A 23,046-nucleotide genomic window follows, 5' to 3' on the forward strand; every position below is an offset into this window, starting at 1 on the left:
CTGTGGATAGTTGTTGGCGTGATTGAGGCTTGCATACCGGTGCCTGGCCGGCCAGACGACTCATGGGCTGACATCAGGCGTGTGTTATCACCAGCCACGGCCCCTTGCAGGCGATGTCTTGAGCGCCTTTCGCGTCAGGACATGCGGTGTGAAAGACGGGTCCTTCGGCGACTGATGAAGTGAATCGAGAGCCTCAGCGAGGCTGGGGGCGTGACGTGAGAGGCAGCCAAGGTGGGGCGAATCATCTGATTTCATTGCATGAAAAAAGCGCGAAATCGTCAGTCGAGATCGAAAAACTTCATTTCGAATGCCAGAACTCCCGTCATTCGGGCCACAACAGACACGTCTATCGCCAGATGATGCTCTGGATTGGCCAGGAATTGCCTCTTCACTGCGTGGCATTCGGGCAAAAAAAAGCCCCGACCTGACGGTCGGGGCTTGGCCTCTCTCAAGAGGTGGTAGCGGGGGGAGTCAGTGCTTGAGGACGCGTGCCAGGAAGCTCTGGGTGCGCGGATGGCGAGGGGTGTCGAAGACCTCGCTCGGAGTGCCTTCCTCGACGATGCTGCCCTGGTGGACGAAGACGACACGATCCGCGACTTCACGCGCGAAGCTCATCTCATGCGTGACGATCATCATCGTCATGCCGTCGCGTGCCAGCTCACGCATCACGTCCAGCACCTCCCCGATCATCTCGGGGTCCAGTGCGGAGGTGGGTTCATCGAACAGCATCAAGCGGGGTTCCATCGCCAGTGAGCGGGCGATGGCGACGCGTTGCTGCTGGCCGCCTGACAGCTGGCCGGGGTACTTGTCGGCCTGCTCGAGAATATTGACCCGCTCGAGCAGCGTGTCGGCCTGTCGCTCGGCGGTCGCCCGGTCACTGCCGCGCACCTTGATGGGGGCCAGGCTGACGTTGTCACGTACCTTCATGTGCGGAAAGAGATTGAACTGCTGGAAGACCATGCCGACTTCGGTGCGAATCGTCTTCAGCGCTCGGTGGCTCTTGCCGTGGGGGATCAAGGACTGTCCGTCCACTTCGATGCTGCCGCCCTGGAACTCCTCGAGGCCATTCACGCAGCGGATCAGCGTCGACTTGCCGGAACCACTGGCGCCGATGATCACCACCACTTCCCCCTGGGCGACCTCGAGATCGATGTCCTTGAGCACATGCAGGCTGCCGAAGTGCTTGTTGATCTTTTGCATGTTCACGATGGCGGTCATCAGGCGCTCCTGGCCGGCGCGAAGGGCTGGCTGATCGGGAAAGAGGAAGAGGGTGTCAGCGCGGTTGTCGCCTGGTGGGAAAGCACGGTAGAGATCATTGGCCCACCAGTCCGCGACGCTCCAGCATCCGTAGCCCGAAGGACAGGCTCAGCGTGATGACGAGGTAGAGCATGGCGACCATGAAGTAGGTTTCCAGCGCGTTGAAGGTGGTGGCAATGTAGATCTGGCCCTGGCGGACCAGCTCACCGACACCGATCACCGAGAACAGCGAGGTGTCCTTGATGGACACGATCCCCTGATTGCCGAGCGCCGGGATCATGCGACGCAGTGCCTGCGGCCAGATGATGTAGCGGAAGGTCTGGGGGGTGGAAAGGCCCAGTGACAGTCCGGCCTCGCGTTGCCCGCGCGCGATGGACTGCACGCCACCACGCACGATCTCGGAGATATAGGCCGCGGAATTGAGCGCGATGGCAGCGATACCGGCGGTCAGGGCATCGATGGGACCCCCGATGATCTGCGGCAGACCATAGAAGATGAACAGGACCTGCACCAGCACGGGCGTGCCGCGGAAGATCTCGATGTAGGCGGTGGCGACCCAGCGCAGTATCCGGCTGGGGGAGAGGCTCAGCAGGCCGAACAGGATGCCGAGCATGAAGCCGATGGCCAGGCCACCGAAGGAAATGGCGAGGGTCCAGGGGATCCCCTCGAGCAGGTACGGCACGGAGGAAATCGCCGCCTGCCAGTCAAACTGGAATTGAACGTCCACGTGGGGCTCCTTGGCACCATCATCTCGCGCCTCAGGACATGGTGAGGGGGAGCTCGTCAGGACAGACGCCACGGCCATTGGCATGCCGTGGCGTCCGGATGGCAGAAATCATGGTTCGTGGTGAAGAAGGCGTCAGAGAACTCTGGCGAGGATGGCGTTATTCGCTGTCGCTCGGCAGGGCGCCGAACCACTTCTGATAGATCTCGGCGTAGCTGCCATCGGACTTCATCTCGGCCAGTGCCTTGTTGGCGGCGTCGGTCCACTCACTGCCCTCGGTGAAGGCGATGCCGTACTGCTGACCTTCATAGAGCGGGCCCACTGTCTTCACGCGACCGTTGCCCTTGGTCTTGGCGAAGTAGCCGACATTGGGAGCGTCATAGAAGACGGCATCGACGCTGCCGGACATCAGTGCCATGTACATGTCGGCGCTGCCGGGATAGGGCGTGATGGTGGAGTCTTCCAGATTGGCGGTGAGATAGTCATAGCTGGTGGAGCCGATCTTGGTGCCGATCTTCTTGCCTTCCAGCCCCTCGATGCCCTCGATGTCGCCATTGTTGGCCGCGGTCAGGATCCGCAGGCCGGAGTCGTAATAGGGGTCGGTGAAGTCGACGATCTTCTCGCGGGCCTCGGTGATGGTGATGCCGGCGATGGCGACATCGACGCTGCCGGTCTGTACGGCCGGGATGATGCCATTGAAGTCCATGGTCTTGAGGTCGATATCGAAACCGGCGCGCTCACCGATGGCGTTGAGGATGTCGATATCGAAGCCGACCATCTTGCCGCTTTCCTGATCGAGCATCTCGAAAGGCACGAAGCTCGGGTCAGTCGCGGCCTTGAGGGTGACGGCATGGGCGGCACTGGCCATCAGGGTGGCGGCCGCGAGACCGGACAGCGAGGCCAGCAGGTGGGATCTACGCATTTTACATGCCTCTTTATATTTGGATTTTAGGATGTAGTGCGTTTTCAGAGTGACGAGAGCACAAGATCCCGTCAAGTCTGCGAGCGCCGCCATGCGGCGGGTTGGCATTCGCAACCTGCTGAGATGGCGAAAAAAAATCGCCCCCTATCGGAAACCGATAGGGGGCGATCAGGTGGCGGCATCGCGCCGGATGTCATGCTGCGCCGTCAGACCATGAAGGACGAACCACAGCCACAGGTGCTGGTGGCATTCGGGTTCTGGATCAGGAAACGCGCCCCGGCCAGACCTTCCTCGTAGTCGATCGTCGAGCCGACCAGATACTGGTAGGACAGCGGGTCGATCACGACCGCGGCTTCGCCCAGCTCGACCACGGTGTCGTCCTCAGCCATGTCGGTGGCGATATCGAAACCGTACTGGAAGCCGGAACAACCACCGCCAGTGACGTAGACCCTGAGACGCAGCTCCGGGTTGGCTTCTTCCGCGCGCAGCGCAGCGATCCGGGCCTTGGCGCTCTCGGATAGATACAGCGGCGTGGGGATGAAGCTTTGTGCTTCGCTCATGCGGGCCTCCTCGAAGGAGTCGGAGGCCGGGCGCTGAAGACAGCGCCCGGCACGGTATAGAGAACGGAATGCTGCCTATTATCCCTATATCCGAGCAAAAGGGTCAACTTTGTCTGACGTGCTGCCTTGCTGGCGACACTGGCGGCTCAGGGCATCATCGCCGGCGCCCCGATGCCGGTCATCTCATCCAGGCCGAACATCAGGTTGAGGTTCTGGATGGCCTGACCTGATGCGCCCTTGACCAGATTGTCGATCACCGACAGCACGACCAGGGTGTCGCCATTGCCCGGACGATGCAGGGCGATGCGGCACAGGTTGGTGCCACGCACGCTGCGGGTCTCCGGATGGCTGCCCAGCGGCATGACATCGACGGCGGGGTGATCGGCGTAACGCTGCTCGAACAGCGCCTGCAGATCTTCCAGCGTACCGCTGAAGCCGCTCAGGCGCGGATAGAGAGTGGAGTGGATGCCACGGATCATCGGCGTCAGGTGCGGGACGAAGGTGAGGCCGACCGCGCTGCCTGCTGCCATGTCCAGCCCCTGGGTGATTTCCGGCAGGTGACGGTGACCGGAGGCGCCGTAGGCCTTCATGGATTCGCCGGCTTCACACAGCAGCGAGCCGACCTTGGCACCGCGACCGGCCCCGGAAACGGCGGACTTGCAGTCGGCGATGATGTTGTCGGTCTCGATCAGGCCGGCTTCCAGCAGCGGAATGAGCCCCAGTTGCACGGAGGTCGGGTAGCAGCCCGGCACCGCGATCAGACGGGCTTCACGGATGGCGTCGCGATTGACTTCCGGCAGGCCGTAGACGGCTTCGCCGAGCAGTTCCGGTGCACCATGCGGCTGACCATACCATTCGGCCCAGACGTCGGCGTCCTTGATGCGGAAGTCCGCGGACAGGTCGATCACGCGGGTGCCGCGGGCCAGAAGGTCGCCGGCCAGCGCATGAGCGACGCCATGTGGCGTGGCGAAGAACACGGCGTCACAGGCTGCCAGCACCTCGGCATCCGGCTCACTGAACGCGAGGGTGTCGTAGTGGCCGCGCAGATTGGGGTACATCTCGTCGACACGCACGCCCTTCTCGCTGCGTGAGGTGATCACGGTCACTTCCACCTGCGGGTGGCTGGCCAGCAACCTGAGGAGCTCCACTCCGGTGTAACCGGTGCCGCCGACGATACCTACCTTGATCATGCTGCCTCCCCGCTTTCGAGCGGTGTCCTGTTGATACGAATGTGACTCGTGTGTCCGGCTTGCTGATGCGACCTTTTGCGGCCTGTGCGCGAGACAGGCGTTGCGCCATGCTGTGCCGAGGTTGTCGGATTGTGCACGGTCGCGACGGTGCGCAATCGATATGATACACAGGTGTCAGGCGGGCAGTAATGTGCTGCCGACATGGATGTTCATCGTCATCGTCAGTGCCTTTCAAGGAGTCGTGAGTGTCACGCCTGTCGCGTCCGCATCTGCCTCGTCCCAGTCTCGACAATTTCCGGCGCAAGCTGGCGGCGGTCGATGCCCTTCCCCAGCTGTGTCTGCTGGGACTGATCGCTGGCCTGCTGACCGGCTCGTTGATGGTCGGTTTCCGACTGTTGCTGAGCGCGGGGGCACTCGGCTTCATGCCGGATGACAGCCCGGAAAACTTCGAGGGCCTGGCGCCCTGGGTGCGCGCATCATTGCCCTTGCTGGCCGTGCTGGTGATCGGCATCGTGCTCGGTCGTCAGCATCCTGCTCAGCGCAAGCTTGGCATCGGTCATGTCATCGAACGCCTGACCTACCATCAGGGCAAGATGCCGCTGCGTGCCTGGCTCAATCAGATCGTGGTCGGCGTCGTGAGCGTGCTGGGTGGCCTGTCCGCCGGACGTGAAGGACCGGCCATCCACCTCGGGGCTGGCGCTTCCAGCTGGGTCGGAGAGCGTCTCAAGCTGCCCAACAACAGTCTGCGAGTGCTGGTTGCCTGTGGCACGGCAGCGGGCATTTCCGCCTCCTTCAATACGCCGATCGCCGGTGTCATCTTCGCCATGGAAGTGGTGATGATGGAGTACACCCTGACAGGCTTCATGCCGGTGATTCTGGCTTCGACCGCGGGTGCGGTCGTCTCGCAGCTCGTCTATGGCGCCGAACCGGCGTTCGCGGTGCCTTCTCTGCTATTGCACTCGCTGCTGGATCTCCCCTGGGTCGTGATCACGGCACTGGTGATCGGGCTGCTGGCGGGAGGTTTCGTTCACCTGGCCCGGCAGCAGGAGCGTGCCGCGCGTCTGACATGGTCAGGACGGATGGCACTGGTGGGGCTCTCGACGGCCGCCGTGGCCTGGTGGTACCCGCAGGTGCAGGGAATCGGCTATGACAGCCTCGCCCAGCTGCTCGACGGTCAGCTGGCGCTGGATGTGCTGCTGGCGCTGGTCATCGGCAAGCTGATGCTGTCGGCGATATGCGTCGCCTGTGGAGTGCCCATCGGCATCATCGGCCCCGTTGTGGTGGCCGGTGCTGCCGCGGGTGCCCTGATGGGCATGCTGGGCGGCTGGATCTTGCCGGACCAGGCCTCGGACATCGCGCTCTACGCCCTGCTCGGCATGGCGGCGATGATGGGGGCAGTGCTTCAGGCTCCGCTGGCGGCGCTGATGGCACTGCTCGAACTGACGCATTCTCCCAATATCATCCTGCCCGGCATGCTGGCCGTGGTAGTGGCGGGGCTGACCTGCCGCCAGCTGTGCCATTGCCAGGGATTCTTCATCTCGACGCTGACGGCGCAGGGCTTGCACCCGCTTCAGCAACCCTTGATGCAGGCGCTTTCCCGAGTCGCGGTGCCGGCGGTGATGGAGCGCTCCGTGGTCAGCGTGCCGCGGCGCATCACTCGTGAGCGTGCCCGCGCCCTGCTCGAGAGCAAGCCTGTCTGGCTGGTGGTCACGCGTTCGACGCCGGAAAAGCCGATGGTGGCGCTGCCGGCGGCGGATCTGGTGAGGGTGTTGATGGATGAGCACTGGCGAGAGCAGGAAGCGCTCGACCTGCTCGAGATTCCAGCCCAGCGTCTGGATCTCGCCCCGATCCATCTGCAGGCAACGCTGTCGGAAGCCTATGAGCGGCTGCTGCCGAGCAATGTCGATGCGCTCTATGTGGAGCACACCACGGCCCCGATGATTCGCAAGATTTCAGGTATCATCACGCGTGATGCAATAGAGAGCTACTATCGATACAAGCCGTGAAAGGGGCGATCTCGACCCGAGCGTGGTTCAGGTCGTCGGTATCGGCGCTCGATATCCGTAGGGCTTGGGATGTGACCGGATACCGCATGTGCCCGGCGCTGCGAACATGGCACCTTGTCGGCCTGTCGAGTTGAGTGACACTGCCCCTTTCCTTGTATCTTCCGCCCCTGACTGACGGAGTTTCCCCATGTATCTGTGGATCAAGGCGTTCCATCTGATTGCAGTGGTGTGCTGGTTTGCCGCCCTGTTCTATCTTCCGCGTCTTTACGTCTATCACGCCCAGGCGCGTGATGCCGGCGACATCAAGGCCACCGAGTACTTTAAGACCATGGAGCGCAAGCTCTACCGCGGCATCATGATGCCGTCGATGATCGCGACCCTGGTGCTGGGCATCTGGCTGCTGGCACTGGTGCCGAGCTTCATGAGCATGGGCTGGATGCACCTCAAGCTGGCCATGGTCGTGCTGCTGGTCGGCTATCACCATGCCTGTGGGCTGTACCTGAAGCAGTTCGCTGCCGATACCTGCAAGCGAACCTCACGCTACTTCCGCTTCTTCAATGAAGTACCGGTACTGATGCTGGTGGTGATCGTCATCTGCGTCATCGTCAAACCGTTCTGAGAGCCAGCGCTGCCATGACTGAGTGCCCAGCAAGACTGCCCTGTGTTCTGGTGCTGGCGGGACATGACCCCAGCGGCGGCGCGGGTCTGATCGCCGACAGTGAGGCGATTCGGGCCGGTGGTGGCTGGGCGCTGACGGTGCCGACGGCGCTGACGGTACAGAATTCCGGCAATGTCAGCGCCGTGATCCCACAGTCAGGCGAGTCGATTCTGGCGATGGCACATGCCCTGCTCGATGATTTTCGGCCTCGGGCGCTCAAGATCGGACTTCTCGCCAGTCACGAAGCGCTGATGGCGACGGTTACGCTGATCGATGAACTTCGCCAGCACTGGCCCGGGCTTCCGGTGGTATGGGACCCGGTGCTCAAGGCCGGCGGAGGCCATGAGCTCTCCAGTGAAGCGCTGATCCAGCAGGCGCGCGAGATGCTGCTGGCGCGGGTGGATGTCATCACGCCCAATCGTGGCGAGCTTGCGCGTCTGGCAGCCTGTCCTGCGGGTGCCGGCGAGAATGAGCTCGCCGAGCGCTTGCTGATGGAAGGTGCAGGCGCCGTGCTGGTCACCGGGACTGACCCCCTGGATCATGATGACGCCTCGCTCTCTGAGCCATCCGTCACCCATCGTCTCTATCGTCGCAAGCATCTCAGGCTGTCTCTGGACTGTCCGCGGCTGCCGGGCAGCTTCCATGGCAGTGGCTGCACTCTCGCCTCGCATCTGGCCGTGCGCCTGGCTCGTGGCATGTCGCTGGAACCGGCATGGCGTGCGGCGCAGCAGGCGACCTGGCAGAGTCTTGTCGCTGGCCGGGAGCGCGAGCTCAAAGGCCTTGCGCCCGGAGCCCAGCAGCTGCCCTGGCGCTAGCGGTCCTGCTCCTTTCATGCCGGCTTCCAGGCACTGCCGCGGCTGCATCCTGCCCGTGAGTCGCGTTAAGCTGTCGCCATCAAGCGCATCAGGTTATCCACAACGGCTGATGTCTCGCGGCTGGGTGCTCCCATCCTCGGCAGTTGTGGATAACGCGATGTCTCGTTTATCCACACCGTCTTGAGTCATCAACGACTCTTTCCCATTTTTCGCGGCCGTCGTGCCGCACCGTGTCCCTCAAGAGGTATGTCATGACCACGTCCGCTGCCCAGTTCGAACGCGCCAGCCGTCACATTCCCGGTGGCGTCAATTCGCCGGTTCGCGCCTTCAAGGGACTGCATCGTCCGCCGGTGTTCATCGATCATGCCAAGGCCGCCTATCTCTTCGATGTCGAAGACAAGCGCTATATCGATTACGTCGGTTCCTGGGGACCGATGATCACCGGCCATGCCGATGAAGACGTGCTCAACGCCGTGCGTGAGCGACTCGAGAGCGGTCTGTCCTTCGGTGCGCCCACCGAGATCGAATCCGAGATGGCCGAGCTGATCTGCGAGATGCTGCCAAGTCTCGACATGGTGCGCATGACCAACTCCGGCACCGAAGCCACCATGTCGGCGATCCGCCTGGCGCGTGGTTTCACCGGTCGCGACAAGATCGTCAAGTTCGAAGGCAACTACCATGGCCACTCGGACTCGCTGCTGGTCAAGGCCGGCTCAGGTGCATTGACCCATGGCGAGCCCAGCTCCCCGGGCGTGCCGGCCTCGCTCGCCGAGCACACCATCACGCTGGACTACAACGACGCCGAAGGTGTGCGCCGTTGCTTCGCCGAGCTGGGTGATCAGATCGCCTGCATCATCGTCGAGCCGGTGGCCGGCAACATGAACTGCATTCCGCCGGTGCCGGGCTTCCTGGAGAGCCTGCGTGAAGTGTGTGATGCCCATGGCAGCGTGCTGATCCTCGATGAGGTGATGACGGGCTTCCGTGTCGCGCTGGGTGGCGCTCAGGCGCATTACAACATCACGCCGGACCTGACCTGCCTGGGCAAGATCGTCGGCGGCGGCATGCCGGTGGGCGCCTTCGGCGGCAAGCGCGAGATCATGCATCATCTCTCGCCGCTGGGCCCCGTCTACCAGGCGGGCACCCTGGCCGGCAATCCGCTGGCGATGGCTGCCGGGGTCGCGCTGCTGCGCAAGCTCCAGGCACCGGGCTTCCATGCCGAGCTGACCCGCAAGGTCGAGATGCTGTGTGACGGCCTGGAGAGTCGTGCCAAGGCCGCCGGCATCGCCGCGATCACCCAGCGGGCAGGTGGCATGTTCGGACTGTTCTTCACGGATCAGTCCGCGGTCACCGATTTCCAGTCCGCCACGCGTTGTCGCCAGGAAGACTTCGCGACCTTCTTCAACGGCATGCTGGCAGAGGGAGTCTATCTGGCGCCGTCAGCCTATGAGGCAGGTTTCATGTCTGCCGCCCACAGCGACGAGGATATCCAGGCCACTCTGGAGGCTGCCGAGCGCGTCTTTGCGCAGATGGCAGCCTCGGCCTGAGTCGGTCAGACGGTAGAAGCCGGTATCGACCCGCTCGGCAGGCTGCCGGGCGGGCCGCCATCCGGTACACTTGCCGCCAACGATAGCGATTGCGCTAATGACCCTATAGCCAGCTTGCCTTAGCGGAGATGACCTTGAGCCAGGCCCTGATTCGAGCCCTTCACACCGCCGATTGCTTCGATCACCCCGTGAAGGATATCGAAGTGCACGAGACGCACATCTCGTGGATCGTGCTGACCGGCGACTACGCCTACAAGATCAAGAAGCCGCTGGATTTCGGCAGCTTCCTGGATTTCTCCACGCTGGAGCGTCGCAAGCACCTGTGTGAACAGGAGGTGCGCCTCAACCGCCGTCTGGCACCGACGCTCTATCTGGATACCGTGCCGATTTCCGGTACGCCGGAGGCGCCACGCATCAATGATGAGAGTGCCGTCTTCGAGTATGCGGTGAAGATGCGTCAGTTCTCCAACCGGCACCTGTTCAGCGCCTTGCAGGCCAGCGGTGAGCTGTCGCTGGAGCTGCTGGACGACCTGGTCGATCAGCTGGTGGCCTTCCACGAGCAGGCTGAACGCATCCAGGGTGACAGTGATCTTGGCAGCCCGCAGATGGTCAGCCGTACCATCGACAATGAGTTCACGTTGATTCGCCCGCGCCTCGAAGAGGAGGCTGCGCTCAAGCGTCTGGCGCTGTTGCAGGAGTGGACGGAAGAGACCTTCCAGCGTCTCCAACCGGAATTCGAGCGTCGTTGGCAGGAAGGCTTCGTGCGCGAGACCCATGGCGACATCCATCTGGGCAACGCCGTACGTCACGAAGGCCGAGCCTTGCTCTTTGATGGTATCGAGTTCAATGAAGAGCTGCGCTGGAACGATGTCGGCTGTGATCTGGCCTTCCTGGTGATGGATCTGGAAGCCCGTGATGAGCCGGCCTTCGCCCATCACGCCCTGAATCGTTATCTGGAGCTTTCGGGTGATTACTCGCTGGTGCGTCTGCTGCCGTACTACAAGATCTATCGCGCGCTGATTCGGGCCAAGGTCGCGATGATTCGCTATCACCAGCCGGAGTTGAGTGACGCGGATCGTCTCGACGTGATGGCGGAGTATGAGCGCTATATCGAGCTGGCGGAGCGCTACAGCGAGATCCGCTTCCCGTACATGATCATCGGCGTGGGGGTCTCCGGTAGCGGCAAGAGTCGCTTCACCGAAGAAATGGTGCGTGAGCTGGGGGGTGTACGCATCCGCAGCGATGTCGAGCGCAAGCGTCTGTATGGCTTTGCCGCGGATGCCGACACCGGCTCGGGTCTCAATGGTGGCATCTATACGCCGCAGGCGACGCATGCGACCTACGAGCGGCTGTCGAATCTGTCAGCCACGCTGCTGGAATCGGGAATCCCCGTGTGCATCGATGCCACCTGCCTGAAGAAATCACAGCGTGATCGTCTGCGTCACGAGGCAGAAGCCCGTGGCCTGCCCGTGCTGATGATCAGCTTCGAGGCCGATGAGGAGACGCTGCGCAGGCGCATCGTCAAGCGCAGTCAGCGTAGTGGCGAGGCGTCCGAGGCGGGGCTTGAGGTGCTGGACAAGCAATTGGCCAATCGTGAGCCGTTCGCTCCTGAGGAGCATGGTCAACTGATCCATATCGACACGACAGCGCCCAACGCTAACGTAACGTTGGCACGTTTGATCCGCGAGCAGCTTAGACTGCACTAAGCCCAACGACATGCTGAAAGGAGCATGGCGAGTGATCGTCATGCTCCTTTCATTTTTGGCAAATGCTTGCACGAATCCCCGATCTGCATTTGAAAACCCTGCATCAGATAAGGAAATACCATGCGTCATAATCTTGCACCTACCGCTGCCGTCGCCATCAGCCTTGCACTGCTCGCCGGTTGCTCAAGTCAGCCTTCCACGGCGGATCTGATGCGGGGGCAGGCAGAGGAAGCCAAGGCTGTCGCCCAGGTGCGCGATCAACTGGCCGACCAGTGGGAAGAGGGCAAATCACTGGTCGCGGCAGGTGAGAAACAGATCGTCAGTGGTGAAGATCTCGTCGATGACGGAGAAGCCAATATTCGCAAGGGCCAGGCCTTGATCGAAAAGGGCAACAAGCAGATCAAGAAAGGCAAGGGCCGTATCACTAGTGGCAACAAGCAGGTCGCCCAGGGTCGCAAGATGGTGGATGAGAGCCTCTCGACCTATCGCCAGTCTTTCCCGGAACAGTCCGTGACACTGGAAAAGAAGTAACCCGCCATCGCGATAATCATTTCGCAGCTGATACTGGAAGGCCGCTGACATTCGTGTCGGCGGCCTTTTTCTTTGATGGCATCACCAGAGCTTAAAAATGAAAAACCCCGCTTGCGCGGGGTTCTGTAAGACATCTTGGCTGGGCGTGATCAGTACTGCATCACGCTCGCCACGTTGCCACCGCCGGTCTGGGTCACGCTGGCGGTGTTCATCGCACCGGACTGCACGACGTGAGCACGGTTGGCGACGAAGCTCAGGATGCCACCTGCCTGCTGAAGGACTTCGGAGCTGTGGCCAGAGCCAGTCTGTTGGACGCGGGCGTGATCGTTGTAGCCAGTCTGGGTGATCAGAGAGTCACTGTTGGTACCACCTTGCTCGACGATGGCGTAGTTGGAATATCCGCTCTGACTGTTGATGGCCAGATTCTCGCTTCCCGTCTGGCTGATGTCGGAGTACTGCAGCATGTCTGACTGAGTCACCCGCGCAGTGTTGTTCGCATTGCTCTGATTGACGAGCGAGTCATGGGAGCTGCCGTCCTGAGTGACTCGTGCGACTTGATTTGCACCGGCCTGGGTGACGGTTGAATCGATACGTGAGCCGGTCTGGGTCACGACGGCAAGGCCCAGTTCACCGGTCTGTGAAACCGTGGAGTTGTTGAAGCGTCCTTCCTGAGTGACACGTGCACGGTTGTACTCACCGGTCTGCATCACATCCGAGGCGTGCTGGTAGCCGGTCTGGGACACCCGGGCAATCGCATAACTGCCTTGCTGAGTGGCCATGGAATCATTGAATACCCCTGTCTGTGTCACGACCAGAGTATTTTCACGCCCTGCCGGCGAGCCGCTGGCACCCTGCCAGGATTCAGAGTGGTTGGCAAAACCATCCTGGGTGACGCGGGTGAGGTGCTTGTAGCTCTTCTGGTTCAGGTCAACGGAATTGTAGGCACCCGTCTGATTGACGATACCGGTGTTGGTGCTGCTGTACTGCTGTGATTTTACCTTGTTGGCACCCCCCAGCTGATTGACGCGAATCGTATGATTGACGCCGTTCTGATAGGTGTTGGCCTTGTTGAAAGCCCCTGTCTGGTCAATATCACTGTCATGTGAGCTGTTGAGCGAGCCGCCATCTCGAGACGTCTGACCTACCTTGGCCTTGTTCATGAAGCCGGTCTGGTCGACATCCGACGTGTTGTTGTCTGCCATGGCGTGAGAAGAGATGGCGATGGCAGCAGCGAGAAGGCTGATTTGAATCTTCATGGTAAGTTCCCTTGTATTGATATTGGTGTCTTCTGTTTTTTATTATGTATTACGTGTGATGCGTCCCCATGGCATGACGGAGATCATGCCGATACTGCTCGGTTGGCGCCGTACTTCAGCGCCGTGATATCAGAGGTTGGTAATGTCATCAGTCCAGCGTTGAAGGTGACATTCCCATTGAATTCGATGCCTTTGTTTCCGGCGTTTTATTCTCGTCTGTTCATTTTCAGCGCATGCACTCGAGAGCGTGATGAACTCAATCAGGTTCATTGTTGAATGACCTGGACCTGCATACGGCCGCGTGCATGCTGGATGATGCTGACGGGCACCTGACTGCTGCCCTGTTGAAGCAGCATCGCGCCTCCCCCCAGTCCGGTCTGCTGAATCAGCGCGGACTGGGAGATGCCCTGCTGCGCGATCAAGGCATCATGACCCTGGCCTTGCTGGAGTATGTTTGCCTCATTCAGGGTGCCATCTTGCAGGATATAGGCGCTGTTTCCGCTTCCCTGCTGCACACTGATCGCCGTATTCATGACGCCTTGCTGGGCGATCATCGAGACGTTGGCCAATCCATGTTGAGAGAGAGTTGCCTCATTGCGGAAGCCATACTGAGCAATGTCGGCGACGGAGCGGGATGACTCCAGTTCTGAACGGATCGCCAGGTCGCCCGCCATGGCAAGCAAGCTGAAGGTGGAAGCTGCGAATAATAATCCTGCCTGAGATAATCTCTGTCGCGGCTTGCTATCCAGACTCATGGTATCGACCTGTTTTGATCACGTTACTGATGGACTTACTATTGATCTTTACAGGAGCTGGTGCCATCAGCTGTTTTGAGGGTTATGAGAGTGAGAAGAGACTGTCTTTTATCGTCAATCTTGAGGAGGGAGTTAGTGAGTAATAATGGTGTCATTCCCAACAGAATGATGAGGTGGCTCGCTTCGCGAAGACTCAGACTATTAATACTTCAGAAATTCACTTTAATCTCATGTAATGTCAGGTGTTGTTTTTCTCAATGGTATCAATATTTTCAATGATATATAAAAAAGGCACCCTATAGAGGGTGCCTTTCATTACAGAAGAGCCAGCCGGATGTCGAGTGTCTTCGCTCGCGTTACAGCATTGGCGTGGGCGCCTGGAGATAACTCATCAGTTCCGACTTCTGCATGTCCGCCGGGTCTGCCAAGGCCCATAGCTGGCGCTCCACCCCTTGAGCAATCAGGTGAATGACAGCGGCCTCGATGGCCGACATCACGGCTAGCTGGACTGGCTCATTGTTGGTATAGCCTGTCTCCAATTCCAGCAATCGACTGAAATCGATGAAGCGATAGACGCCCGCTCGAAGCTCGCGAGAGTAGATCGTCTTGCTGGTATTGACGTTGGCGATGACCTGGCCGGTGGTGATATCCACTGCGCGCAGATTCACGGTCACCTGGTCGACCTGATACTGACCCGATGCCCCGATACCGAAGTACTCTGCCCCAGAGCCACCTGTCCTGACATTGGAATCAAAGGCGATGATGCCGCCTTCGAAAAGCAGGTTGGCTGCCTGCAATGCCTCAATATCCCCCTGGCCGGTTCTCTCCAGATTGGCCCGGATGATCTTGCGTTCCGTGAGCAGGTTCTGCAGGCCCACACGCTCCAGAGGAATGAACCAGCCGGAGTCGGAGAGAGCGGCACTCAGCATGGCCGCCCCTCCCTGGGTCACTGCCGTGGAGAAGGTACTGGCCGGAGCCGGTCGGTACTGGCCTGTCTGGTCCCGGAAATCGTAGATGGCGACGGGAATTCGCCCGGCTGGTGGCGGGAGATTGATCAGATCGTTGTAGGTGGTGGTTCTTGGCATCAAGGTGCTGGGCATCCCTGCCAGCCCCTCGGTATGCGCCACCATGGGAGCACAGCCCGCAAGCGCCAGGCCGGTCACGGCCATCAGCGAGGTAAGCATCTTCTTCATTCGCGATACCCTTCATCAGAAGTCGTGTCAGAACGCATTGCCTGAGGTGCCAAGATTGATGACGGTCGTTTCTCCGGTCGCACGATCCAGCACCTGCATGGAGAAACCGCCATTGCCGTTACTGACGACCTCGACACGCAACTGGGCGCTGTCGATCACGCTGGTACGGCCTGGCTCACTGGTATCGACGGCATCGGTGATGGCGTCGGAGACCAGGCTGTTGCGAAGGTCACTGATGAAGAGTTCTGTCTCTGAAAGACTGTCGAACGAGTAGGCATCGGGATCCTCATGGGTATCCTGTGCCTGGGCCTTGCTGAGCAGATAGCTGCCATTGAGAGGGTTGCCGCCGAAACTTGGATTGACGGGCTGATAGATGAGTTCGCCGGCATATAGCGGCATCGCCGATAACAGCAACGACACCGCGAGTGTCTGATGCTTCATGATGTTCCCCTGTTCCCTTGCACATTGTCAGGGTCTTCGTGATCGAAGCCCTTTTATTATGGATTCAACCTGTGCTTTTCAGAATTCATCGCCCGCCATGTCCGGGTCGTCCTGGAGTGCTTCCAGCACCTTGCGACGCAGGAACTGATTGGAGACGGTGGTAACGGCTGAGCTTGCGTAGAGGTCGACGTCATTCACTCTCGGGGGCAGGGTCGCCTCATAGAGAACGGTATTGCCCTCCGTGATCCAGATGAGGCTGCCCCAGCGTGCCGAAGGACGCTCGTGAATACTCAGAGAGGTGTTTCTCAGGGCTGGACTATCAAGGCGTTGCTGGCTGAATTGACGATAGAAGGTCTTGCCGATCATCGTCATGGTGCGATCTATCATCACCCCGTTCAGGCCATCACTGAGTCTGGCGCGAGGCCGCTGGATGGCGACCCCATCGTGGCCATCCGCCCGGGCCCCGCTGCCTTCGCTGGCAACCGAGACTTCTGGTTTCACCGCCTCCGGCGCTGATTGCGCGGAGGCATGCGACATCAGGGAAAGTGCCAGTCCCCATGCAAAGGCATGGTGGACAACCATGCCTGCGGCGCTCACGACATCTGTGCTCGACGAGCGATACGCGGTGTACGTGATACCGGCATGGCAAGGTTCTGGCGAGCCCAGTTCATGGCCTGGATGCGATTGTGCACCTTGATCTTGCGGAAGATGTTGTAGAGGTGTGACTTGACCGTATGTTCGCTGACGAACAGCTGGTCTGCTATCTCGGTATTGGAGGCACCCGTGCCCAGCAGGCCGATGATCTCTACCTCGCGCTGCGTCAGACCGCAGACGGGGCGATAGGCGTTCAGCTGCTGACGACGGTAGAAGTCCAGCAAGCGAGTCATCAGCGGGCGGGACATCCACATGTCGCCTTCCAGCAATTTCGCGATTCCCTTGCTGATCAGCGACAGACTGTCCTGACGATAGAAGACACCCTGCAGGTGCGTGCTGACCAGCAGGCTTGCGGCCTCTTCCTCATCACTGATGTTGATCGCTGCCAGCTCGGCACTGGCATCCTGACTGGCATCAGCATCCCAGCGTTGCATCGTGGTCTCGTCGACGTGGTCGGTATCGAGAAGCACGATCGTCCTGTCTGCCTGCCCTGGGGTGTAATCCTCGTCGGGGCTTGCGGAAGCCACCTGACACTCAAGCTGCTGGCGAATGTAATCCATGAACAGCGCTGACTGCGGATTGCAGTCAGTCACCAGCAGCACCATTGCATTCCCTGTAATCATGGTGCGAGACCTCTGAGTTGTCTTACCGATTTTCTTGGCGGAGCCATTGCGAAAGTGGTTGGAGATGTTGCTGTGACGAGTGGCACTCCTCTGCGTCGGGCATTACGCATCGGGCACCCCTTTATATTTGCCTGATAGGCACGATAAGGCAACCTATATTCAGCACTTGCTAAACTATTAGATTTGTTATTGCTAAATTTGATATGGCGGATTCTGGAAAATAACAACGAAAACAGCACCTAATCCATGATAGGGGTATCTGTCGCCTGACCTTCATCCTGGTGAGTGCAATAAAAACCAGACCATTGCGCTTTTAGGGTTAGGGCTTCTGTTGGTACGAAGGTACCACAAGTCTGGTACCTTCGTGCATCGCTTCCATATCGTTGTGTAATAGGCCTTGTCTTTTTGTAACTGAAGGGTGCGGCCGTGACTGAAAAGCGACGCACTCTGCCAGGATTTCAGAACTAGATCACTCGAATGGAGTGCTTACTACCTGCAAGAGCCCTGCAGGAGTGCTGGTAGTCACTGTGTGATGCGTCGGTCTGGCCTACGCCAGTCGCTCGTATCAGATCGCCCCGAATTTCAGGTTTCCGGGTTCGGTGAGCGATGGGGGGCGTGCTGCGGGAGGTAGAGATTGAGATGCTCGTGCGCCCATTCGATGGCCTGATGCCGGTTGTGAACCCTGATTTTACGAAAGATATTATATAAATGAGACTTTACCGTGTGCTGACTGAGGTTCAAACGTTGAGCAATATCGACATTACTCTGTCGAGTGGCGATCAGGGATAATATTTCCAGTTCCCTTTGCGTCAATCCCATGACAGGTTGGAAGGCGATCTGTTGTTGTTGACGATAATGACGAATCAGCGATTGCATCAATTTTCGCGATAACCATATCTCCTCGTCCAGCATCGCCCTTATACCCTGACTTATCTGAGAAAGATTATCATGTCGGTAGAAGATGCCGTTCAAGGGAACATGCAAAAGCAGGGCGATGGCAGCGTCCTCATGCTCGACATTGAATGCGGCTGACCTGGAAAGCGAGCTCCAGTGGGTCATCTTCGCCAGGTCGCATTGTGCGCTGTCGATCAGCACCAGATTCGGCGTGGCAGGCGTGTCGGCCTCCCTGTCGCAGGCTTCCACGGAGCATTGAAGCTGTTCATGCAGATAATCGACAAACAGCTCAGTCTGTGGAGACAAGGCGGTCACGAACAGGACTTTGGTCGTTTGCATGGGGCACTCCTGCCGTGGTGTCAGAACCTGATGGAACGGTGACAGACCGAAGGATGTAGTGCTTGCCAGGTCAGCGAGTCATCACTCTCAGTCTAGACAAGCGTGATGAGGCGATGCCGTCCTTGGATAGTGCCAGATGGCATAAGAATCTCTCCTTGTTATTCTTTGGATTAGCCCTTTGGGATCAGTGGGTTGGGAGGAGCCCTGGGAAGGTGTCAGTCTTGGTGGGTAACAGGCATAGTGAAATCCCGTGTTGGGATGAGTGGAGATTGGTAAGCCATCGAGCATCCGGGGGCAGACGAGCTCAAGTGAGCCGGGTGATTTTCGTGAGGCTTCAATACCAGTTTGCTCAGTCAGAATGAAAGCTGCCCCGCGTGTACCTATCGGACTCACACGATAGAATGTGTCTTGTACCCTCTGCCTGTTTTCATGATGTTCTCGCAGGGTCGCACGTTTCTTCTGACACCACCCCGGAGATGTTCATGTCTGCCTCATCACTTGTGCTGGCCAGCGGCAATGCTGGCAAGCTGCGGGAATTCGCTCGCTTGCTGGCTCCACTGGGTATTGCCCCGATTCCTCAGAGCCAGCTGGGTGTCAGTGATGCCGAAGAGACCGGGTTGACCTTCGTCGAGAATGCCTTGATCAAGGCGCGTCATGCCGCCGCCATCACCGGACTTCCGGCGCTGGCCGATGATTCGGGGATCGAGGTCGATGCGCTGGACGGCGAGCCCGGTATCTACTCGGCACGTTTCGCCTCGCGTCGTCAGCAAGGCCAGGGAGATCAGGACAACAATGCGGCCTTGCTGTCAGCGCTGGAAGGTGTGCCGGAGGAGGCGCGTACGGCGCGCTACTGGTGTGTGCTGGTCTACCTTCGGCATGCGGCAGACCCTGTCCCCATCATCGTGCAGGCCAGCTGGGAGGGCCGGGTGCTGACTGCTCCGAGTGGTGATGGCGGTTTCGGCTATGACCCCCTCTTCTGGTTGCCAGAGCAGGGCATGAGCGCGGCACAGCTTGAGGCATCCACCAAGAATCGACTCAGTCACCGGGGCCGTGCCATGCAGCAGCTGCTTCAAGCATTGACCGCTGCAAGTGAGAGCGCTTGATGTCCGTCGAGTCGTTGCCGCCGTTATCCCTCTATATTCATGTGCCGTGGTGCGTGCGCAAATGTCCTTACTGTGATTTCAATTCCCACGGTGTGGGCCGCGATGCCCATCTGCCGGAGGTGGAGTACATCACGGCACTGCTGGCGGATCTGGACCAGGATCTCCAATGCCTCCAGGGGCAGCCTGAGCGTGAACTGCAAAGCATCTTCATCGGTGGCGGGACCCCGAGCCTGCTGAGCGGGCAGGCCTACCAGCGGCTGTTCGACGGCATTCGCGAGCGCGTGGCACTGTCCGAGGGATGCGAGATCACGCTGGAGGCCAATCCCGGCACGCTGGAACAAGGCCGCTTCGCTGCCTATCGCGCTGCCGGCATCAATCGGCTGTCCATCGGGGTACAGACCTTCCAGCCGGAACAGCTCAGCGTACTGGGGCGTATCCACTCCGCACAGGAGGCCGAACGGGCGGTTGCCAGCGCACGTGCTGCCGGTTTCGACAACTTCAACATCGACCTGATGCATGGCCTGCCGGGGCAGACATTGGAAACGGCACTGGATGACATCCAGCGCGCACTGGCGCTCAAGCCCACTCATCTCTCGTGGTATCAACTGACGCTGGAGCCCAATACCGAGTTCTACTCGCGCCCCCCGGTGCTGCCGGAAGATGATCTGCTGTGGGACATTCAGGATCATGGTCACGAGATGCTGGAAAGCGGCGGATTCCGTCGCTATGAAATTTCCGCCTACGCCCTTGAGGGGCGAGGGGCACGCCACAACCTGAACTACTGGAAATTCGGAGATTATCTCGGCATCGGTGCGGGCGCGCACGGCAAGCTGACGCTGGCGAAGACGGACAGCAGCGGGAACTTCACTGGCGAGCTGCAGCTCCAGCGACGCTGGAAGAGCCGGCAGCCCCAGGCCTATCTGCGTCGCATGCAGGACCCGCGTGGCTTCATTGCCGGTCAGCAGGAGATCGCCCCGGAAGAGCTGGCACTCGAGTTCATGATGAATGCGCTGCGTCTGACGGATGGCGTCAGCTTCGAGGAGATGCGCCGCACGACCGGGCTTGAGCGCGAGGCCTTGGAGCCGGGGCTGAGTCTGGCGCGCGCGCGCGGGCTTATCGTTGAGGATGACGCGCTGTTGCGTGCCTCGCCGCAGGGCTTATTGTTCCTCAATGACCTGCTGGCCATGTTCGACACCTGAACGATCAGGCATGATCACACCAGAATGTGGCACTACGCCGATGTCGTCTTGCCATCCATGAGAGTGAAGATAGGGAGCGTTACCATGAAGAAGTCCGTACTCCTGGCCCTGCCGCTGGCAGCTGCCGTCGCGATGGCGGGTTGCACCACGACCAACCCGTATACCAATGAGCAGCAGACCTCCAGTACGGCCAAGGGTGCCGGTATCGGGGCTGTCGTTGGTGCCATCGCCGGGGCGACCAAGAGTGGCAACCATCGTCTCGACAAGGCGCTGATCGGCGCGGCAGCCGGCGCGGCAGCCGGTGGTGGCATCGGGTATTACATGGATGTCCAGGAAGCCAAGCTGCGTGATCAGCTGCAGGGCACCGGCGTCAGCGTGACCCGTGTCGGCGATCAGATCATCCTCAACATGCCGTCCAACGTCACCTTCGGTTCCGATTCCAGCACTCTGTCCGGCCAGATTCAGCCGGTCATGGATGGTGTGATCACGGTCCTCAAGGAATATGACGAGACTCGCGTCAACATCGCGGGCTATACCGATTCCACCGGTGCCAGCAACTACAACCAGAATCTGTCCGAGCTGCGTGCCCAGGCGGTCGGCAACTATCTGGCCAGTGGTGGCATCGCCTTCAATCGTCTGAACATGCGTGGTTATGGCGAAGCCAGCCCGGTGGCATCGAATGATACCCAGTCCGGTCGTGCACAGAACCGTCGCGTCGAGATCACTCTGACTCCGCTGGAAAGCTGAGTCTCAGCCAGCTGTCCTGACGGCAGCGGGTCGCATCGATGTTTCAGACAAGGCCTGCGCTTCGGCGTGGGCCTTGTCGTCTGTGAAGGACGGCTTTTGGGGTGACAAGTGACCATCTCTGCTATCCTTCAGCCCCTTCAGCGGTCTTCATCCATCGGTCACTTTGGCTGAAGCCACCGCCCCCAGATTTCTGTCCAGCCGGCATCATGCCGCTGACATCGCCGTATCAAGGAGGCGCATTTGCTCGCCTATCAGCACGCCTATCACGCCGGCAACTTCGCCGATCTCCACAAACACCTGCTGGCCAATACGCTCGCCGAGCATCTATTACGTAAAGAGTCGCCTGTTACGTTCATCGATACCCATGCCGGACGCGGCTGGTATCCCCTGGCGGCACGTGAAACAGAGCAATTGCGCGAGTATGAGCAGGGCGTGTTGCCAGTGTGGCAGGTGCGCGATCGCTGGCTGACGGACGCGGGCGAACCTGCCCCGGGTGCAACGGACAAGCCACTGGCACGCTGGTTGGCCAGGCTGGCCGACATGCAGCCCGAGAGTGGCAAGGGAGCGCCGTCCACGTTGAGCGTCTATCCCGGCTCGCCCTGGTGGTTGAGCCAGGCGTTGCGTCAGGGGGACAGGCTGCTGGCGTATGAACTGCATCCGGGTGAGATCTACCACTTCGACCAGGCGCCGGTGCAGCGTGACAGTCTTGGCAAGGTGATGCGCCGCCAGCAGGACGGGCTGTCTGGCCTGTTGGCAGCAGTGCCGGTCACCACGCCGCGTGTCGCGGTGCTGATCGACCCCAGTTACGAGCTCAAGAACGATTACCGTGATGTGGCGGATGTCGTGGTCGAGACGCTGCGCAAGTCTCGCCATGCCACCATCATGATCTGGTATCCGCTGCTGCCGGCCGGCCGTCAACATGACCTGCTCGAGCGCCTCAAGAAGCAGTCGCCCGCGCCGATGTGGCGCAGCGAGCTGGTGATTGACTCGCCCGAGGGCGATCACGGCATGTATGGCTCTGGCATGCTGGTGATCAATCCTCCGTGGCAGTTCGATCGTCAGTTCTCTGATGCCATGCAGGAGGTGGTCGAGGTGCTCAAGGGCGCATTGCCGGCTCCGCAGTCCGTTGCCGTCGAGCACAAGGGCCTGTGGTGGTTGTCGGAAGAGGTCGCACGAGCGCGCAGCGAACCCAAGCCGATGCCGCGCGAGCGGCTGCTGGCGCTGCGCAAGCTCAACCAGAAGGTCAAGCGCGACGCCGACGTGGAAGTGACTCAGGCCAAGCCCAAGCGTGAGAAGCTCAAGCGCGGAGAAGGCTGGGCCAAGCCGCGCGTCCGCAATGACAGCGCGACGCCCAAGGCCAAGGGCAAGCGTCATTCCGCGACGGCCAAGCCGAAGACCAGCATCAAGGCGCAGATCAAGGATCAGGTGCATGGGCATTCCGCCCCCAGTGAGAAGCGGGTCAGCGAAAAGCCCGCCGAGCGCAAGTCGACGTCACGCCCCGAGCCGGCACAACCGCGTGGCAAGGGCGAGATGGCGAGCAAGGCTGCAGGCAAGGATTCTGCCAGCTGGAGCGACTGGTCTTCCAGCATGCCGGGCAAGGGGCGCCGTGAAGGCTCCACTCGCGTCAGCAAGCGCAGTACGCCGGCGATTGGCCGCGATGGTCAGGTCAATTCTTCCAGCACCACCAAGTTGCCCAGGAAGTATGCCGCCAGGCAGCGTCCTGAAGACACCAGCGACGTCGGCAAGCCGCTGGATGCCCGTGAGGCGCGTGCCCTGCGTGAGAAGCAGGAACACAATGCCATGAAGGGCAAGGCGACCAAGGGAAGCCCCGACAAGGGGCAGGGCAGCAAGCCGCGCGGTCCGCGCAAGCCCTGAAGGTCGGCGTGAGAGCTGAAGGCGGAAGCCCGTCACTCAGGCTTCGCAGAACAG

The 23,046-nt window shown here is 60.2% G+C and carries 22 protein-coding genes; 10 read left to right on the forward strand and 12 right to left on the reverse strand.

Annotated elements, in window-relative coordinates:
- Window positions 1-471: 471 nt before the first annotated feature.
- The 5 genes from QD228_RS10310 to argC form a co-directional block, all read right to left on the reverse strand.
- Window positions 472-1,218, reverse strand: a complete 747-nt coding sequence (locus QD228_RS10310; RefSeq protein ID WP_077379793.1) for an amino acid ABC transporter ATP-binding protein — start codon at window positions 1,216-1,218, stop codon at window positions 472-474.
- A 94-nt stretch (window positions 1,219-1,312) separates the two neighbouring features.
- Window positions 1,313-1,984: an amino acid ABC transporter permease gene (locus QD228_RS10315; RefSeq protein ID WP_084209562.1), complete on the reverse strand. Its 672-nt coding sequence runs from the start codon at window positions 1,982-1,984 to the stop codon at window positions 1,313-1,315.
- Between the two features lie 157 nt (window positions 1,985-2,141).
- A complete protein-coding gene (locus QD228_RS10320; RefSeq protein ID WP_240499769.1) occupies window positions 2,142-2,849 on the reverse strand; it encodes a transporter substrate-binding domain-containing protein in 708 nt (235 codons plus the stop codon).
- Between the two features lie 260 nt (window positions 2,850-3,109).
- Window positions 3,110-3,463 (reverse strand): iron-sulfur cluster insertion protein ErpA, encoded by a 354-nt coding sequence (gene erpA, locus QD228_RS10325; RefSeq protein WP_077379786.1) that lies wholly within the window; start codon window positions 3,461-3,463, stop codon window positions 3,110-3,112.
- Window positions 3,464-3,609: 146 nt separating this feature from the next.
- Window positions 3,610-4,653, reverse strand: a complete 1,044-nt coding sequence (argC, locus tag QD228_RS10330; RefSeq protein WP_077379784.1) for an N-acetyl-gamma-glutamyl-phosphate reductase — start codon at window positions 4,651-4,653, stop codon at window positions 3,610-3,612.
- Window positions 4,654-4,907: 254 nt separating this feature from the next.
- On the opposite strand from argC, the gene QD228_RS10335 reads away from it, so the two are divergent.
- From QD228_RS10335 to QD228_RS10360, 6 genes are all read left to right on the forward strand, one after another.
- Window positions 4,908-6,659 carry a chloride channel protein gene (locus QD228_RS10335; protein ID WP_103751499.1) on the forward strand — a complete coding sequence of 584 codons (1,752 nt, stop codon included), beginning with the start codon at window positions 4,908-4,910 and terminating at the stop codon, window positions 6,657-6,659.
- 187 nt (window positions 6,660-6,846) lie between these two features.
- Complete coding sequence (hemJ, locus tag QD228_RS10340; protein ID WP_279875508.1) at window positions 6,847-7,278, forward strand: protoporphyrinogen oxidase HemJ; 432 nt, start codon at window positions 6,847-6,849, stop codon at window positions 7,276-7,278.
- A 14-nt stretch (window positions 7,279-7,292) separates the two neighbouring features.
- On the forward strand, window positions 7,293-8,132 hold the full coding sequence (locus tag QD228_RS10345) for a hydroxymethylpyrimidine/phosphomethylpyrimidine kinase (RefSeq protein ID WP_279875510.1): 840 nt from the start codon (window positions 7,293-7,295) through the stop codon (window positions 8,130-8,132).
- 251 nt (window positions 8,133-8,383) lie between these two features.
- Window positions 8,384-9,676, forward strand: a complete 1,293-nt coding sequence (gene hemL / locus QD228_RS10350; RefSeq protein WP_077379776.1) for a glutamate-1-semialdehyde 2,1-aminomutase — start codon at window positions 8,384-8,386, stop codon at window positions 9,674-9,676.
- Between the two features lie 128 nt (window positions 9,677-9,804).
- The gene (locus tag QD228_RS10355; RefSeq protein ID WP_240499628.1) at window positions 9,805-11,382 is read left to right on the forward strand and encodes a bifunctional aminoglycoside phosphotransferase/ATP-binding protein; all 1,578 of its coding nucleotides are present in this window, start codon (window positions 9,805-9,807) and stop codon (window positions 11,380-11,382) included.
- A 120-nt stretch (window positions 11,383-11,502) separates the two neighbouring features.
- Complete coding sequence (locus QD228_RS10360) at window positions 11,503-11,913, forward strand: hypothetical protein (RefSeq protein WP_077379774.1); 411 nt, start codon at window positions 11,503-11,505, stop codon at window positions 11,911-11,913.
- 149 nt (window positions 11,914-12,062) lie between these two features.
- Here the strand turns inward: QD228_RS10360 and QD228_RS10365 are convergent, their stop codons facing one another.
- From QD228_RS10365 to QD228_RS10395, 7 genes are all read right to left on the reverse strand, one after another.
- On the reverse strand, window positions 12,063-13,169 hold the full coding sequence (locus tag QD228_RS10365) for a hypothetical protein (protein ID WP_084209559.1): 1,107 nt from the start codon (window positions 13,167-13,169) through the stop codon (window positions 12,063-12,065).
- Window positions 13,170-13,435: 266 nt separating this feature from the next.
- Window positions 13,436-13,924 (reverse strand): hypothetical protein, encoded by a 489-nt coding sequence (locus QD228_RS10370; protein WP_136939501.1) that lies wholly within the window; start codon window positions 13,922-13,924, stop codon window positions 13,436-13,438.
- A 356-nt stretch (window positions 13,925-14,280) separates the two neighbouring features.
- Window positions 14,281-15,117: a CsgG/HfaB family protein gene (locus QD228_RS10375; protein ID WP_279875511.1), complete on the reverse strand. Its 837-nt coding sequence runs from the start codon at window positions 15,115-15,117 to the stop codon at window positions 14,281-14,283.
- A 27-nt stretch (window positions 15,118-15,144) separates the two neighbouring features.
- On the reverse strand, window positions 15,145-15,558 hold the full coding sequence (locus QD228_RS10380) for a curli assembly protein CsgF (RefSeq protein ID WP_077379765.1): 414 nt from the start codon (window positions 15,556-15,558) through the stop codon (window positions 15,145-15,147).
- Window positions 15,559-15,636: 78 nt separating this feature from the next.
- Entirely contained in the window at window positions 15,637-16,140 is a 504-nt protein-coding gene (locus QD228_RS10385) for a CsgE family curli-type amyloid fiber assembly protein (protein ID WP_077379763.1), read from the reverse strand.
- 11 nt (window positions 16,141-16,151) lie between these two features.
- The gene (locus tag QD228_RS10390) at window positions 16,152-16,835 is read right to left on the reverse strand and encodes a LuxR C-terminal-related transcriptional regulator (protein ID WP_077379761.1); all 684 of its coding nucleotides are present in this window, start codon (window positions 16,833-16,835) and stop codon (window positions 16,152-16,154) included.
- A gap of 582 nt (window positions 16,836-17,417) precedes the next feature.
- Window positions 17,418-18,068, reverse strand: a complete 651-nt coding sequence (locus QD228_RS10395) for a LuxR C-terminal-related transcriptional regulator (RefSeq protein ID WP_141391845.1) — start codon at window positions 18,066-18,068, stop codon at window positions 17,418-17,420.
- Window positions 18,069-18,550: 482 nt separating this feature from the next.
- Here QD228_RS10395 and rdgB point away from each other — a divergent pair, with 482 nt between their 5' ends.
- The 4 genes from rdgB to rlmJ all read left to right on the forward strand — a co-directional run bounded on the left by rdgB (window position 18,551) and on the right by rlmJ (window position 22,992).
- Window positions 18,551-19,171, forward strand: a complete 621-nt coding sequence (gene rdgB / locus QD228_RS10400; RefSeq protein ID WP_077380010.1) for an RdgB/HAM1 family non-canonical purine NTP pyrophosphatase — start codon at window positions 18,551-18,553, stop codon at window positions 19,169-19,171.
- A complete protein-coding gene (gene hemW / locus QD228_RS10405; protein WP_077379757.1) occupies window positions 19,171-20,370 on the forward strand; it encodes a radical SAM family heme chaperone HemW in 1,200 nt (399 codons plus the stop codon). The genes rdgB and hemW overlap by 1 nt, the downstream gene beginning before the upstream one ends.
- An 84-nt stretch (window positions 20,371-20,454) precedes the next feature.
- Complete coding sequence (locus tag QD228_RS10410; protein ID WP_077379755.1) at window positions 20,455-21,117, forward strand: OmpA family protein; 663 nt, start codon at window positions 20,455-20,457, stop codon at window positions 21,115-21,117.
- A gap of 240 nt (window positions 21,118-21,357) precedes the next feature.
- Entirely contained in the window at window positions 21,358-22,992 is a 1,635-nt protein-coding gene (gene rlmJ / locus QD228_RS10415; RefSeq protein ID WP_279875514.1) for a 23S rRNA (adenine(2030)-N(6))-methyltransferase RlmJ, read from the forward strand.
- The last annotated feature ends 54 nt before the right edge of the window (window positions 22,993-23,046 follow it).

The organism is Cobetia sp. 3AK (assembly GCF_029846335.1).
In the GTDB taxonomy this organism is placed as follows: domain Bacteria; phylum Pseudomonadota; class Gammaproteobacteria; order Pseudomonadales; family Halomonadaceae; genus Cobetia; species Cobetia marina.

Coding starts and splice junctions, on each gene's coding strand:
- hemL (WP_077379776.1), top strand. CDS start 8,384: ATGACCACGTCCGCTGCCCAGTTCGAACGCGCCAGCCGTCACATTCCC.
- QD228_RS10410 (WP_077379755.1), top strand. CDS start 20,455: ATGAAGAAGTCCGTACTCCTGGCCCTGCCGCTGGCAGCTGCCGTCGCG.
- erpA (WP_077379786.1), bottom strand. CDS start 3,463: ATGAGCGAAGCACAAAGCTTCATCCCCACGCCGCTGTATCTATCCGAG.
- QD228_RS10355 (WP_240499628.1), top strand. CDS start 9,805: ATGACCTTGAGCCAGGCCCTGATTCGAGCCCTTCACACCGCCGATTGC.
- hemJ (WP_279875508.1), top strand. CDS start 6,847: ATGTATCTGTGGATCAAGGCGTTCCATCTGATTGCAGTGGTGTGCTGG.
- QD228_RS10365 (WP_084209559.1), bottom strand. CDS start 13,169: ATGAAGATTCAAATCAGCCTTCTCGCTGCTGCCATCGCCATCTCTTCT.
- QD228_RS10380 (WP_077379765.1), bottom strand. CDS start 15,558: ATGAAGCATCAGACACTCGCGGTGTCGTTGCTGTTATCGGCGATGCCG.
- QD228_RS10345 (WP_279875510.1), top strand. CDS start 7,293: ATGACTGAGTGCCCAGCAAGACTGCCCTGTGTTCTGGTGCTGGCGGGA.
- QD228_RS10320 (WP_240499769.1), bottom strand. CDS start 2,849: ATGGCCAGTGCCGCCCATGCCGTCACCCTCAAGGCCGCGACTGACCCG.
- QD228_RS10360 (WP_077379774.1), top strand. CDS start 11,503: ATGCGTCATAATCTTGCACCTACCGCTGCCGTCGCCATCAGCCTTGCA.
- hemW (WP_077379757.1), top strand. CDS start 19,171: ATGTCCGTCGAGTCGTTGCCGCCGTTATCCCTCTATATTCATGTGCCG.
- QD228_RS10390 (WP_077379761.1), bottom strand. CDS start 16,835: ATGATTACAGGGAATGCAATGGTGCTGCTGGTGACTGACTGCAATCCG.
- argC (WP_077379784.1), bottom strand. CDS start 4,653: ATGATCAAGGTAGGTATCGTCGGCGGCACCGGTTACACCGGAGTGGAG.
- rdgB (WP_077380010.1), top strand. CDS start 18,551: ATGTCTGCCTCATCACTTGTGCTGGCCAGCGGCAATGCTGGCAAGCTG.
- QD228_RS10370 (WP_136939501.1), bottom strand. CDS start 13,924: ATGAGTCTGGATAGCAAGCCGCGACAGAGATTATCTCAGGCAGGATTA.
- QD228_RS10385 (WP_077379763.1), bottom strand. CDS start 16,140: ATGGTTGTCCACCATGCCTTTGCATGGGGACTGGCACTTTCCCTGATG.
- QD228_RS10375 (WP_279875511.1), bottom strand. CDS start 15,117: ATGAAGAAGATGCTTACCTCGCTGATGGCCGTGACCGGCCTGGCGCTT.
- QD228_RS10395 (WP_141391845.1), bottom strand. CDS start 18,068: ATGCAAACGACCAAAGTCCTGTTCGTGACCGCCTTGTCTCCACAGACT.
- QD228_RS10310 (WP_077379793.1), bottom strand. CDS start 1,218: ATGACCGCCATCGTGAACATGCAAAAGATCAACAAGCACTTCGGCAGC.